Origin of the sequence: Aquirufa echingensis (assembly GCF_042714525.1) — a bacterium.
Lineage (GTDB): Bacteria > Bacteroidota > Bacteroidia > Cytophagales > Spirosomataceae > Aquirufa > Aquirufa echingensis.
Map to the genome: position 1 here is coordinate 242,681 of NZ_JBBKYA010000003.1, position 13,885 is coordinate 256,565.

11 protein-coding genes are annotated in these 13,885 nt (G+C 38.9%); 1 reads left to right on the forward strand and 10 read right to left on the reverse strand.

Translation table 11 applies throughout. From position 1 onward, the window contains the following. Position 1 precedes the first annotated feature (1 nt). The 6 genes from SKC38_RS06375 to SKC38_RS06400 all read right to left on the reverse strand — a co-directional run bounded on the left by SKC38_RS06375 (position 2) and on the right by SKC38_RS06400 (position 9,184). Positions 2-958, reverse strand: a complete 957-nt coding sequence (locus tag SKC38_RS06375) for an acetyl-CoA carboxylase carboxyltransferase subunit alpha (protein WP_377976131.1) — start codon at positions 956-958, stop codon at positions 2-4. Positions 959-993: 35 nt separating this feature from the next. Continuing rightward, the gene (locus SKC38_RS06380; protein ID WP_377976133.1) at positions 994-2,418 is read right to left on the reverse strand and encodes an MBL fold metallo-hydrolase RNA specificity domain-containing protein; all 1,425 of its coding nucleotides are present in this window, start codon (positions 2,416-2,418) and stop codon (positions 994-996) included. Between the two features lie 73 nt (positions 2,419-2,491). After that, complete coding sequence (locus tag SKC38_RS06385) at positions 2,492-3,529, reverse strand: DUF6807 domain-containing protein (RefSeq protein ID WP_377976135.1); 1,038 nt, start codon at positions 3,527-3,529, stop codon at positions 2,492-2,494. A 74-nt stretch (positions 3,530-3,603) separates the two neighbouring features. Continuing rightward, positions 3,604-5,271, reverse strand: coding sequence for a RagB/SusD family nutrient uptake outer membrane protein (locus SKC38_RS06390; protein ID WP_377976137.1), 1,668 nt, complete (start codon positions 5,269-5,271; stop codon positions 3,604-3,606). A gap of 11 nt (positions 5,272-5,282) precedes the next feature. Further along, a complete protein-coding gene (locus SKC38_RS06395) occupies positions 5,283-8,276 on the reverse strand; it encodes a SusC/RagA family TonB-linked outer membrane protein (protein WP_377976600.1) in 2,994 nt (997 codons plus the stop codon). Positions 8,277-8,602: 326 nt separating this feature from the next. Then, positions 8,603-9,184: an RNA polymerase sigma factor gene (locus SKC38_RS06400; protein WP_377976139.1), complete on the reverse strand. Its 582-nt coding sequence runs from the start codon at positions 9,182-9,184 to the stop codon at positions 8,603-8,605. A gap of 241 nt (positions 9,185-9,425) precedes the next feature. Here SKC38_RS06400 and SKC38_RS06405 point away from each other — a divergent pair, with 241 nt between their 5' ends. Continuing rightward, complete coding sequence (locus SKC38_RS06405; RefSeq protein WP_377976141.1) at positions 9,426-10,823, forward strand: APC family permease; 1,398 nt, start codon at positions 9,426-9,428, stop codon at positions 10,821-10,823. Here the strand turns inward: SKC38_RS06405 and SKC38_RS06410 are convergent. Genes SKC38_RS06410 through rimM form a run of 4 tightly spaced genes read right to left on the reverse strand, consistent with a single transcriptional unit; the run spans position 10,820 to position 13,835 of the window. Further along, positions 10,820-11,716: an alpha/beta hydrolase gene (locus tag SKC38_RS06410; RefSeq protein ID WP_377976143.1), complete on the reverse strand. Its 897-nt coding sequence runs from the start codon at positions 11,714-11,716 to the stop codon at positions 10,820-10,822. The genes SKC38_RS06405 and SKC38_RS06410 overlap by 4 nt on opposite strands. A 2-nt stretch (positions 11,717-11,718) precedes the next feature. Continuing rightward, the gene (locus SKC38_RS06415) at positions 11,719-12,633 is read right to left on the reverse strand and encodes an EamA family transporter (RefSeq protein WP_377976144.1); all 915 of its coding nucleotides are present in this window, start codon (positions 12,631-12,633) and stop codon (positions 11,719-11,721) included. Further along, positions 12,626-13,303 carry a tRNA (guanosine(37)-N1)-methyltransferase TrmD gene (trmD, locus tag SKC38_RS06420; protein WP_377976601.1) on the reverse strand — a complete coding sequence of 226 codons (678 nt, stop codon included), beginning with the start codon at positions 13,301-13,303 and terminating at the stop codon, positions 12,626-12,628. The genes SKC38_RS06415 and trmD overlap by 8 nt, the downstream gene beginning before the upstream one ends. Next, positions 13,293-13,835 carry a ribosome maturation factor RimM gene (rimM, locus tag SKC38_RS06425; protein WP_377976146.1) on the reverse strand — a complete coding sequence of 181 codons (543 nt, stop codon included), beginning with the start codon at positions 13,833-13,835 and terminating at the stop codon, positions 13,293-13,295. Before rimM ends, trmD begins: the two co-directional genes overlap by 11 nt. Positions 13,836-13,885: the final 50 nt, after the last annotated feature.

A 13,885-nucleotide genomic window follows, 5' to 3' on the forward strand; every position in this document is an offset into this window, starting at 1 on the left:
CTTATTCAACAACTACACCCATTTGGCCGAATTTCTCAATACGAGCCATGATGCGTTCTTGTGGATCCACTTTTACTAATTTGGCAAGTTCCTCTTTGATCACAGCCTTCAATTTAGCTGAAGCACCTTCAGGATCTAAATGAGCTCCACCTAAGGGTTCTGGTATAATTCCATCAATTAAGCCGTTGGATAACATATCTTCTGCTGTTAATTTCAATGCTTCGGCTGCTTGCTCTTTATAATTCCAACTGCGCCATAAGATCGAAGAACATGATTCAGGTGAAATAACAGAATACCAGGTATTTTCCATCATCAATACTTTATCTCCTACGGCAATACCTAAAGCTCCACCGGAAGCACCTTCACCAATGATGACACAAATCACAGGAACCTTTAACATAAACATGTCACGGATATTGCGTGCAATCGCTTCCCCTTGACCACGTTCTTCGGCCTCTAAACCAGGGAAAGCACCCGGAGTGTCAATTAAACATACAATAGGTTTATTGAATTTCTCGGCCATCCTCATAAGACGTAAAGCCTTACGATACCCTTCCGGATTAGGCATACCAAAATTACGTAATTGACGCTGTTTGGTATTACGCCCTTTTTGTTGGCCTATAAACATCACTGAAAATTCATCATCGATATTTCCAAATCCACCAACCATCGCTTTGTCATCAGCTACATTTCGGTCACCGTGAATTTCGATAAACTCAGTACACATCTTCTCGATGTAATCAAATGTATATGGGCGATCGGGATGACGTGATAATTGAACACGTTGCCAACGAGTTAAATTAGCAAAAGTTTCCTGTTTCAATTCTAAAATTTTATCTGTTAGGGATGCTACAGCACCGGAAACGTCTACATTATTTTCTAATGCCAATTTGCGCATCTCGATCAATTTATCCTCTAACTCTGCGATAGGCTTTTCAAATTCTAATAATGTTCTCATGCTGATATGTCAAATTACAAATGCAAAATTAAAGATTAAAGTGTGAAAGTCTCAGACTTCTCTGGTAAAATAACGTCTGAAAATCCTAAACGTCTAATTTCATCTCTAAATTCTAACATACTTTCCTCTTCACCATGCGATAAAAATACCGTTTTTAAGTGCTCAGGTTTTTGATTTGCCACAAATTTCAATAATCCTTTTTGGTCTGCATGCCCAGAAAACACATCAATTTTACGTATCTGCGCATTCACGCGGTATTCACGGTCTTTGACACGAATCAAATCCGTACCTTCCATCAATTGGCGTCCTAAAGTACCTTCGGCAGCGTAACCAATTAATAAAATCGTAGCATAACTATTAGAGATATTATCCGCAATATGCTGCTCGACCCGTCCACCCGAAATCATTCCGGAAGATGAAATGATGATGCAAGGTTCATGGTAATTACGAATAGCGCGAGATTCCTTCTCGCTTTGTAGAAATACTAAGTTTTCAACATCGAATAAGTCATCGTACTCCTTTTGAAATGCGCGTGCTTCCGGGTTTAAATAAGCTAAATATTTAGAATAGATGCGCGTAGAACTTTTTCCCATGGGACTATCCGTAAAAACACGAATCGCGGGAAATCCTCGCTCTTCAATTAAGCGATTCAACGTATAAAGTACCGCCTGAGTTCTACCCACCGAAAAAGCAGGAATAATTAAACGACCCGGTTTATCTAAGCAAGTTTCTTTGATGATTTTGGCCAAAGCATCAATCGGCTCAACCTTATCCTCATGCACACGATTACCATATGTGCTTTCACATACTAAATAATCACAAGCCGGCATTGGGAATGGATCAATGTGCAAAGGATAATCATAGCGACCTATATCACCGCTAAATCCAAGCGTTTTTGTTTGATCGCCTTCCGTAACGGAGAAATACAAATGTGCGGCACCCAATAAATGCCCTGCAGGAATAAAGGTTAATTCAAGACCGGGTTTGATAACAAACTTCTTATTGAATTGTAGCGTAACGAAATTACTCATCGAATCCTCCACATCCTTTTGCAAATACAAATCGCCCCGACGTAATAATCGGTCCATTTGTTTATGCTTCTTTCTACTCTCACCTTGCGCTGCACGTAATTTGCGAAGATGAAGGTTCGCTGAATCCATCAACAAAAGTGCGGCTAATTCTGCCGTTGGTGGGGTGCAAAGCACTTGACCTTCATAACCTTCCCGATAAAGCATGGGAATATTACCAGAATGGTCAATGTGCGCATGTGTCAACACCACCAAATTAATCAATGATGGATCGAATGGAAAGAAAGGTGCAGGTTCATAAGGAACTTCAAAATCAATGGATCGCTCCATATCGGTTCCGCAATCAATGAGAATTTTATATCCATCTTCGAGCTCCAACAAATACATCGAACCTGTAACTTGTTTGGCTGCTCCTAGAAATTGTAACTTCATATTTAAAAAGAAAATAGGGCCACGAATGGCCCCAATGCACTACAAAAATACAAGTATTTTCTTGAATTACGAATTATTTAACCTCCCGTGAAAATTTAGCCTGCGCAGCATCTAACTCTGATTTTGTTAAATCTCTGTCGGCAATAATTGTCCTATACCGGAAGGTAATCGTCTCTCCTTTTGTCAAGGTATAATTTAAGGAAGCTTTACCATTACTGAATACACTCAAACCCAATGGGTTAACAGCAAATAAGCCATAACCACGGGCATGCCAATAACTAGGATAAGTCACATTGGATGGGTGATCTAAAATCGCCACATTAATAGAATGGTTATCCATTTTACCAGTTAAATTCATCCATTTGGCACGCGTACTCCAAACTGCTTCACCTTCGACTCCTTCACTACTATGATAATTACCTGTAACGCCCGTATTGTCCATCACAGGCACCTTGGTTTCTATACCATGCGCATCGGTAAAAACATCCGGTTTATTGGATGGAATTTCCAATTGGCGCGCCACACGCAGTGCGAACATACCATCTTTCACATCTTTAAAGGTAACAACATCACTAACCGCTTTAAGCGTAGTAATCCGATCAATAATGCGCAAATCACCTGAACCTGAAAATACATAGGTCGTTGATTCATCTAAGACACGCTTTCCTTTACCATCATCATCAATCCAAGCTGCAGTAACTTGAAGTGAACCTGAATTGCCTTCAGTCATTTTCGAAATACTCTCATGACGAATAGTCCCCATCTTATGCGATTTTAAAGACTCAACGATGCTATTGGAATTATTCCAATAATCGTAGCCATTCACATCCTCGTAATTTAACCACATACCTACATGATGTGGATGATCTACGCGTTCACCAGCTCGTGGACTCATCGGAAACCCACGGGTGATCGTTGTTCCTTGTGCAGATAAGATAGGAAACAGAACCGCTTTTTTCAATTGGCTTTCCCCGGGAAAAAAATAAGAAGTGAAATACTTCCCTCCTACAAGAACATCAACTTTATCCACTTTTTTAACAAAAGACACGCGATCTTGCGAAAAAGCACTTATGGAAATAAATAGGCAAAAAACCGATAATATACGTAACATACAATTTGGATTAAAGTAAAATTCCGGAGAAATATTCCCCGGAATTATTACAATATAAAGAAATCAAATTAAAACTAGTATCCTGAATTTTGAGGAAAACCTCCGTTTTCAGACAAATCCACTTGTTTTTGTGGAATTGGGCGAACATAGTGTTTGTCAGCAACGTTAGCTGCGGCATCTGAGTTATATAACTTAACACGCTCAACTAAATTACCCCAACGTTTTAAGTCCATCCAACGTGTTTGCTCACCTGCAAGTTCACGAGCACGCTCTTCCATAATCAAATTCATGTCTACAGAAGTAACTTTCATGTTCTCTGCTTTACCAGCTGCTGCCGCACGAACACGTACTGCATTGATTGCTGTTACCGCTTCTGCTTGCTTACCTAACTTAACGGAAGCTTCAGCCAACATTAAATAAGTATCAGCCAAACGATGAACGAAATAATCACGGCTACCATTTTCGTAAGTCATATCTGGACGAAGTGGATCAAAGAATTTCTTCAAAGTTGGGAACAATGCATAATTGTACAAACTTGGAACCAATACTTGATATTTCTTCGCAGCACGCTCAGCTAATGTCATTTCATAACCTGGGATATAAATCGTAGTATCCCCTGCTTTATAAGTAACCGTAGCTTTAGAACCATCAAACGTGGTATTGTAAGTACCTGGTTTATTGGACAACCAAGTATCTTTGAACGTTTTCTTGTAACGTGTATCATTCACACGATCAGCAAAAACAGTATTCAACAAATAAGTTGTTGGCTTCAAACGCTTAAATGGACGACCATTTACTACGTCACGTTGCATACCTGGTTGAACATCATATTGCATACCAAAGTATAAGTGCAACTTGTTTCCTTGGTTATCAATAAAACCATTTGTCAATGGATCATTCGTGTATTGAACAGAGAAAATCACCTCATCATTAACTTGATTCGCTTGATCAAATACTTGATCAAAATCTGGCAATAATTTAAAGCCATAATTATTGATTACATTATTACATAACGTTGCTGCATTCGCATAATCAGTTGCTTCAGCAAATTTAGATGACGCACGAGTCAAATAAACTTTTGCTAACAAATTTTCAGCGGCAGCTTTCGTAGCACGACCAAAATCAGATGACGCTTTCTTGTTTTCCAATGCAGGAATCGCTGCCAATAAATCAGCCTCAATTTGCTTGTAAACAGCTTGCTCTGTTGCACGTGTTGCAGTTTTAGTTGGACCTGTCGTTTCCTTCAAACGTAAATCCAAAGGACCAAACTGTTGAACCAAGATAAAGTAGTAATGCGCACGCAAATATTTCATTTCAGCTACACGTTGAGCTTTTACAGCATCTGACATACCTGTTACCGAAGGAGCACGATCAATAACCGCATTAATGGTATTGATTCCTTTGTAAGTCTCATCCCATAACTCAGCTAATATAACTACCGAAGAAGTTAATTGTGAATCATAAAAATGAAAACCTTTATAAGAACCATCCGCACCGGCAGAATAAATATCTGTACCGTATTCAGACATAGTTAACCCACGTTCCGTTGCATAAAATGAACGTAATGGAGTATAAGCCGCATTCGTCGCAGCAATGAAGCCAGGAGTCGTAGCGATGTAGTCATTACTAATGGAAGATACTACAGTCTCCTTTAATAAATCACTACAAGAGGCAGTACCCAGCATAATCGCAGAGGCAAGACCTAACGTTTTAAGTGAATTTTTGATATATAAACTTTTCATTATTTCGGAGATTAAAATTTAAGATTTAAACCAAATGTCGTAACCTGAGTTGCTGGTGTAACATTATTATCAACGTTTCCATTTGAGGTTTCAGGGTCAACACCGTTTTCCTTACTACGATATTTCGAGAAGATAAATGGTTGTTGGATACTTGCATAAACACGTAAAGAAGATAAACCTAACTTGTTAGCCGTTTTAGCTGGGAACGTGTAACCAACGTTGATATTACGAACCTTAATGAAAGAACCATCAAAATACATAATCGCTGTATTATAAGCTGGGAACTCTTGGTTAAAGTTAGGACGTGGATAATATGCATTTGGATTGTTTGGTGTCCAGTAATCCACTTTGATCTGGTTGTAACGACCTTGTAAGTAGTTCGAGTTTTGGTGGAACTTCGAAACAATCATTTGACCTTGACGAGTGAAGATAAAGAATGATAAATCGAATCCTTTGTAAGAGAAACGGTTTGTCATACCACCTGTCCAAGCTGGAACATCTGAACCTAATAAAACACGGTCATCAGCAGTAATTTTACCATCACCATTTGAATCCGCTACTTTAATTTGACCTACAGCGAAACCTTTCGCCTTAGCTTCAGCAGCCTCAGCTGTCTGCCAAATACCTGCGTATTGGTAATCATAATATGAGTTCAATGGCTTTCCAATAAACCAACGGTTACCTACGTCATCTTTTGCTCCATTGTAAAGAGAAACGATTTCTTCTGTATTCTTATAGAAAGTGAAGTCGGTATTCCATTTGAAACCATTTTCAGCATCAATGTTTACTGTCGACAACGACATTTCAATACCCGTATTCTTTGTCTCACCTACGTTACGTGTAACGGCTGCAAAACCAGTTGAAGTTGGCAATTGATCCGACAATAACAAATCCGTTGTATTTGTTTGATAGTATTCAATTGAACCTGAAACTTTGCCTCTCCATAAGCTAAAGTCAGCACCAATATTCTTCGAAGTAGAAGTTTCCCACTTCAAATCTGCGTTACCAATAGTGTTTGGACGGTAACCATAAGCAGCAGTATTATTCCAAGCATATGAAGTTCTGCCTTCTAAACCTTGTGTTTGGTAAGGAGAAAGACCTTGGTTACCTACTTGTGCCATCGAAGCACGAAGCTTCAATTCATCAATCCAAGTTAAACCTTTCATGAAGTTCTCTTGGTGTAAATTCCAACCTAAAGCAACCCCTGGGAAGTTACCCCACTTCGTATTTTCACCGAAACGAGAAGAACCATCACGACGAGCTGTCACTGTTAAAAGGTATTTACCTTTGTAGTCATAGTTCACACGAGCCATGTAAGAAGCAATTGTCCACTGAATCAAGTTTGAACCTACCCCTTGAATAGAAGAAGCATTCGCTAAGTTGTAGAAGGATTGCGTTTCAACTGGAACACCCATTACACTTTGTGTATATTGCTCAAAATTATCACGTTGCATAGACTGTAAAGCTGTAATTGCAATGTTGTGATCTTTGATTTGCTTGTTATACGTTAAGATATTTTCCAACGTATAGTTAAAACCGAAACGATTATCCGTCGTTGCTGTAGGATTTCCTCCTTTGATATCATTTGTTAACGCACCGTTAAAACGTCCATTACGTGAAATCGTAAAATCTGGACCAAAGTTCACACGGTACTTTAAACCTTTTGCTAATTGTAATTCAGCATAAATACTGTTAAAAATACGGTATTTATTAGTCTCATCAATTTTAGCACCTTTAACAATCTCATTCAATGGGTTCGTTAACAAAGCATCATCTGTTTGTTGGAAAATTAAATTTCCTGAATCATCAAATGCGCGCGCTAATGGGTTTTGAGATAACAAATAACCATATGGGTTTAAGTTTGCACCATTCGTAACACCATACATGCCATAAGAAGAAATTCCTACTTTCAAGGCTTTGTTCACTTGGTGATCAACATTGACACGCATGGAATAACGAGTAAAATCTAAACCTTCAATAATACCTTTATCTTGGAAATAACCTGCATTGATTGAGAATTGTGTTTTCTCATTTCCACCTTGAACACCAATCGCGTGATTTTGTTGGAAACCTTTTTTAACCATTAAATCTTGGTAATCCGTCGTACGACCTTTAGAAATACCATCTAATTCTATCGCAGTAAACAATTTTGAATCTGCATAAGCATCCATTACTCCAGTTGGTACAAGATTACCATTTGCATCCTTATAAGTACCAATTGTACGACGAGACTCACGCTTCATTTCAGCATATTCCGCACCAGTGAATAGATTAATTTTATCCAACGTTTGTGTAGAACCTACATAAGTATCATACGAAATAACTGTTTTACCGTCTTTAGAACCACGTTTTGTTGTGATTAACACAACACCATTCGCACCACGAGCACCATAAATAGCTGTTGCCGTTGCATCTTTTAAGATTTCCATCGAAGCAACGTCATTCGGGTTCATATCTTCATAACCACTTGATAATGGGATACCATCAACAACATATAAAGGATCATTACCCGCATTGAATGAACGACGACCCCGAATCAAAACCTTTGGTACTGTACCTGGCTTTGAACCTGATTGCGCTACGTCGACACCCGCAACACGACCTTGCATCGCTTGACCAAGGTTAGTGATAGGCATCTCAGTGATTTGTTTAGAGGTTACTGAAGAAATTGCTCCCGTTAATTGGCTTTTCTTTTGGGTACCGTAACCTACAACAACCACCTCAGTTAATGCTTTTGTATCAGCAGCTAAGGCTACATTGATTTGAGATTTATTTCCAACAGTTACATCTTGTGAATTAAAACCCACCGATGAAAAAGTCAAAACAGACGAACCGGAAACAGTAATCTTATAATTACCATCAGCGTCTGAAGATGTACCTTTAGAAGTACCTTTAATCGAAATACTAGCCCCTGGAATACCTGATCCATCATCAGAGGCAGTCACTCGTCCAGTAACCGTTCGGTCCTGAGCAAGCATTTGAATTCCCATTAGCACGAAAAACATGCTAAAAAGAACCTTGGAAAGTAATTGTTTTCTCATAGGTTAGAAAAATTTTAGTTTAAGGTTTGCAAAGTAAAGTTAATCTTAGCCCACAACGCTTCGCATTCATCGTGACTAAGCTGGTTTTGTTGAATTATCATTTCCCTTTGAAGTAACCAGTTCCTCTGAGAGAATTTCTTTAAAAACAGTCTCCATAAACGTTTACGGTAATCATTCCGTCGCAGTAAACTGTCTTTTAAATCTTTTGACATCAATGTAGTTCTAGCTTTAACCCTATAAAGCAGTACACAACACCGATTTACTCAAATAATAATTGCAATTATGCAATTTTATGCAACTGCACGCTCCCGCATCAACCCTTCTTTCATTACGCGCAATGCTCCAAAAATCAAATTGTACACAGATTGTGGATTAATTTTCATCGAATCTGAAATCTGATCAGTATCCATATTTTGAAAAAAGCGCAAAGAAATAGCCTCTCTTTGGCGTTTACTAAGCATATTCAGACAAACAGTCAGTTGCTTGTTTGCACGAATCTCTTCTTCATACTTAATTAAAATGGCTTCTTGCGAATGATCCGCTTCGGTGAAATCAATCATGTAATTGCTATGATGTACCTGATTCTTCATTTGAGTTTCCATATGACGAATTAATTTCCGCTTGATGGAGGCCATCAAATAATACTTCACACTGGTTGTAGGCCCGATTGTCGCATGATTCCGCCACAACTCAACAAAAAGATCATGCAAACAATCTTTAATTAATTCCTTATCGGCGGTAACCCCCATAGAATAAGAATATAAAGGCTGAACAAAATGTTGATACAATTCTGTGAAAGCTCTCTGATCACCGGCACGAAATTGATCCCAAATAGCTACCTCATCAATAATCACTTTTTTACTCATCATCATGGATTTGTACTTTTCTTTTAATTAATGAAAGTGAGCTCATTTGCCACAATCATACATGCTCTAATATAAACAAGCGAGATATTAAAATTCAATGATTTTATTTAATTTTTTTCCGTAAACGATTACGGAAACGATTACATTTTATAATTATTTAAAAAGTGGGTTAAAATCCGTTTAAAATTTGTGCAACTTTGAAAAATTAAAAGAATTCAAGCAATTGTATTATTAGCACAATCCCAATATGAGCAAGAAATTAAACACGACAGATGCAACCCTTTTAGTAATGGGTTCGATGATAGGTTCCGGAATCTTTTTGGTCAGTTCTGAAGTAGGTCGCTCGTTAACCTCTCCTATTTGGTGGATTGGCACATGGATTCTAACAAGTTTTCTTACTGTTACGGGCGCTTATGCGTACGGCAAACTTTCGAGTAAATTCCCAGCAACGGGCGGACAATACATCTATTTAAAAGAAGCTTATAATCCATTAACCGGATTTCTATTTGGTTGGACTACCTTTTTAGTGATTCAAACAGGCACAATTGCCGCAGTTGCTGTTGCCTTCGCCAAATACACGGGATTCATCTGGCCAGATTATATCAACGATATTCCTTTGTTAGGTTCATTTATCACAACGCAGCAAATTTTGGCCGCATTGTTAATTGTTATTTTGACAGGTGCTAATTTGAAAGGAATTTCATTCGCAGCTATTATTCAAAATGTATTTACAGTTACCAAAATTGGAGCCATCATCCTCATTATTATCATCGGACTCTTCGTTGGGCTTCAAAATGAATGGATTCATTTCGCCAACTTCTTTGCTGAGGGGAATACGCTGAATCCAGTTACAAATCAAGTGGAATATGTATCTACTACGACCCTATTCAGCATCTTTGGGGCAGCAATGATTGGCCCCTTGTTTTCTTCTTCCGCATGGAACAATGTTACTTTTGCCAGCCAAGATTTTGAACATCCACAGAAAACCATTGCAAAAGGCTTAGTTTATGGTTCAGCTCTTGTTTGCGCATTGTATTTATTAACCAATATTGCCTACCTAGCCATATTACCCTTGCAAGGGGATCCGAATGGATCAACGAGCTATTTAAGAGGAATCATGTTCGCGAGTCAGGACCGACTAGGTTCGGCAGCTCTTCAAACCGTCTTAGGAAATGTGGGGGCGCTTGTTATGGCTATCTTGATTATGATTTCCACGTTCGGATGCAATAATGGTATTATTCTAGCCGGAGGTCGATTGTTCGAAGCAATGGCACACGACAAATTATTCTTCAAAAAAGCCGCAGAAGTCAATAAGAATAATGCCCCAGCCTATTCCTTAATCATTCAAGGCGTTTGGGCCATTTTACTATGTTTTTCTGGTTCGTATAATAGCTTGTTAGATTTTACAGTCTTCGCTATTCTACTGTTCTACTTTTTAACGGTTTTAGCCGTATTCAACCAACGAATCATGCAGGAAAAATTAGCAATAAAGGACCAAATATTGTTTGTGGTTTATTTAGGATTACTGCTTTTCATCTCTGTAAATCTCCTTTATACCAAAACGGTGCCCTCTTCTATTGGTTTGGGAATTGTATTAGCCGGTATTCCTTTTTATTACTTGATGAAAAAAAGAGAAATCAATTAGAACGTTTTAAACCAAGTAGCCAAACGATCAAACCAATATTCTTCTGTTGTCTTATTAGTTAATCCAAACCCGTGACCGCCTTTGGCCATGATGTGTAAATCCACGGGGACTTTATTGGTCACAAGAGCGCTTGCATAATTAAGTGCATTCGCTACTGGAACGGCACCATCATCAGCAGCATGTACAATAAATGCACGAGGTGTCATAGGATTCACTTGTTCCTCGTTGGAGAACAAATGCAAAAACTCTTCTGTTTTATTTTTCCCCAATAAACTATTCACAGATCCTGAATGACTGTAAGAACGGAATGTTACCACAGGGTAAATCAATAATTGGAAATCAGGCCGTAAGTTTTGACCATCATTGATTTTCGTATAGTCCGTCTGGTAATGAGTCGCTGCACTAGCTGCTAAATGACCACCAGCAGAAAAACCCATTACTCCAATTTTTGTTGAATCTACATTCCAAAGTTTAGCTGATTGGCGTGCTACCCGAATCGCTTGTTGGGCATCTTGCAAAGGCGCAAATTGCTTTTCCACCTGCCGCGTGCTATCTGGCAATCGATAATGAACCACCATTGCATGCACACCAATTTCGTTCAATTTTCGTGCGATATCACTTCCTTCGTGAGATGCTGCAAGAATTCGATATCCGCCACCAGGAAATATAATCACTAAAGGTTTCTTGGCTTGTTGATTTTCAGGTGCAAGGTAGACTTTATATACAGGATCTGTAACATTGGAAATACGTAAAATTCCGCCCGTAATCGTAGCACTTTCCGTGTTGGGTCCTGCTATATAATTCGGAATTTCTCCTGGATATAATGCCTGAGGGGATTGGGCCTGCGCAGAAATCAATGTCATCATAAGTCCAATTGTCAAAAGATATTTCATACTTAATTCGTTTTGGTTTTTTCTGTCGTAATTAACACAACTGCAGATAGAATCAGGAAACTGGCTAAAAGCAATCCAATACTTAAAGACTCATCCAGAATTAAATTACCCAAAATTAATGCAATAACGGGGTTCACATAGGTGTATGTTGCGACCAATGTCGCATCACAGGCTTTTGACAAATAGCCAAATAAGGAGAAGCCTAGCATACTGCCAATCAAAGCTAAATAAAAAAATACCGACCAAGCTTTCCAAGGCAATTCCATAACGTTAACTACTTGAAAGTCGCCATGCGCATAACTTATGATGGATACGACGAAGGCTCCAAAAAGCATTTGAATCGCACAGACTTGCGTAAAATGATAAGTATTAGCACCTGTCACTTGGGTACGAAATACGCCTATATTCCAGGCGAGTACCGCAACGGATAAATAGAAAATCCCCAACAAAAAATCTTGTTCTTTGCCTTGAATGGCAAGCGACTTCTGCGAGGCCAAAGCAACAATACCGAATAGGCCTATGCCTGTTGCTAGCGCTTTTCGAAAACTTGGTTTACGACCATCCAACCAAAAAAATAATACTAAGAGTGAGGGTCCCAAAGCCATAAAAACTGAGGAAAATCCTGAGGGAACGATTCCTCCCGCTAAGGACATAAAACCATTGCCAAGCGATATTAACAAAATACCTGCTTGCAAATGTACGCGCCAATGTTTGGCCGACATCTTCTTCCAATGTCCACCGAGCACGGACCAGAGTAACAGCAAAAATCCCGCTGTAAAATTCCGAGAAAAGGTAATGACTAATGGGGGTAAGTAATCCAATAAAATACGCACGCTCAAAAATGTGGAACCCCAAATGAGATACAAAAGCCCTAAGGCGATCATCACACGTGGTGTTATGGAGGCTTGCTTAATCATGTAACAAATCTGGTCGGCGTTCCATTGTGCGCTTAACTGCTTGCTCGTGGCGCCATGCCTCAATTAATTTGTCATTACCTGAACGAAGTATTTCAGGAACATCCATGCCCTCAAAAGAAGCGGGACGCGTGTAAACGGGAGGTGCCAATAATCCATCCTGGAAAGAATCAGTCAAAGCAGAACTCTCATCCCCTATTGCACCCGGAATCAAACGAATAATAGCATCAGCCGTAACAGCAGCCGCTAATTCACCGCCAGATAAAACATAATCCCCAATCGAAATCTCTTTGGTTACATATTTCTCACGAACCCGTTCGTCAATTCCTTTGTAATGTCCACAGATAAAAATCATGTTTTGGCAAAGGCTTAATTGATTCGCCAAACCCTGCTTTAGCACAAGACCATCGGGAGAAAAGAAAATAACTTCATCATAGTTTCTCTCTGACATCAATTGGTCTAAACAGCGCGTCAACGGTTCAATCGCAATTACCATTCCAGCTCCACCCCCAAACGGATAATCATCAATCTGTTTATGCTTCTTGGTAGAGAAATCATGTAAATCATGTAATACAACTTCCACGAGCCCTGCATTTGCTGCACGCTTACATATCGAGAATTCGAAAAAACTCGACATTAAGTTGGGAACCACCGAAATGATATCAATCCGCATCATAAGACTCATTCATATAAACATCCAATAGCCCATCAGGCAAATGGGTGATAATTACTTTATTATGTTTATCTACCTTAGGTACAATTTCATCCGTTAGCGGAATGAGAACTTCCACCCCTTGGTATATCATAATAATCACATCTTGCGCTCCGGTTGAATAAACTTCCTTGACAGTTCCTAAAGCACCTAATACCTCATCATTTACTTGATAGTCGACGATTTCATGGTAATAAAACTGGTCATCTTTCAGTTTGGGTAACATGGCCACTGGAAGAAATAGTTTAGAACCTACTAATTCTTTCGCAGCATCTAAGGATTCAATCCCTTCCAAATTCATCAAGTTCAAATTCTCACGAATCTGTAAATCCTCAATAAAATAAGGAACCATCTCATTGCCCTGTTGGACAAATACTGCATCCAAATCTTCGTATTCATAAGGATCATCCACATCCATAAACACATGAAATGCGCCTTTTAATCCGTGTGGCTTTGCGAGATAGCCTAATTCAAAATATTCTGTCTTTGCCATAGGTACAAAAAAAAATCATACAAACTTGATAAACAAATCTGTATGATTCT

Excerpts from the sequence above, each read along its gene's own strand:
- SKC38_RS06375 (WP_377976131.1), bottom strand. The coding sequence starts at position 958 with ATGAGAACATTATTAGAATTTGAAAAGCCTATCGCAGAGTTAGAGGAT.
- SKC38_RS06380 (WP_377976133.1), bottom strand. The coding sequence starts at position 2,418 with ATGAAGTTACAATTTCTAGGAGCAGCCAAACAAGTTACAGGTTCGATG.
- SKC38_RS06385 (WP_377976135.1), bottom strand. The coding sequence starts at position 3,529 with ATGTTACGTATATTATCGGTTTTTTGCCTATTTATTTCCATAAGTGCT.
- SKC38_RS06390 (WP_377976137.1), bottom strand. The coding sequence starts at position 5,271 with ATGAAAAGTTTATATATCAAAAATTCACTTAAAACGTTAGGTCTTGCC.
- SKC38_RS06395 (WP_377976600.1), bottom strand. The coding sequence starts at position 8,276 with ATGTTTTTCGTGCTAATGGGAATTCAAATGCTTGCTCAGGACCGAACG.
- SKC38_RS06400 (WP_377976139.1), bottom strand. The coding sequence starts at position 9,184 with ATGATGATGAGTAAAAAAGTGATTATTGATGAGGTAGCTATTTGGGAT.
- SKC38_RS06405 (WP_377976141.1), top strand. The coding sequence starts at position 9,426 with ATGAGCAAGAAATTAAACACGACAGATGCAACCCTTTTAGTAATGGGT.
- SKC38_RS06410 (WP_377976143.1), bottom strand. The coding sequence starts at position 11,716 with ATGAAATATCTTTTGACAATTGGACTTATGATGACATTGATTTCTGCG.
- SKC38_RS06415 (WP_377976144.1), bottom strand. The coding sequence starts at position 12,633 with ATGATTAAGCAAGCCTCCATAACACCACGTGTGATGATCGCCTTAGGG.
- trmD (WP_377976601.1), bottom strand. The coding sequence starts at position 13,303 with ATGCGGATTGATATCATTTCGGTGGTTCCCAACTTAATGTCGAGTTTT.
- rimM (WP_377976146.1), bottom strand. The coding sequence starts at position 13,835 with ATGGCAAAGACAGAATATTTTGAATTAGGCTATCTCGCAAAGCCACAC.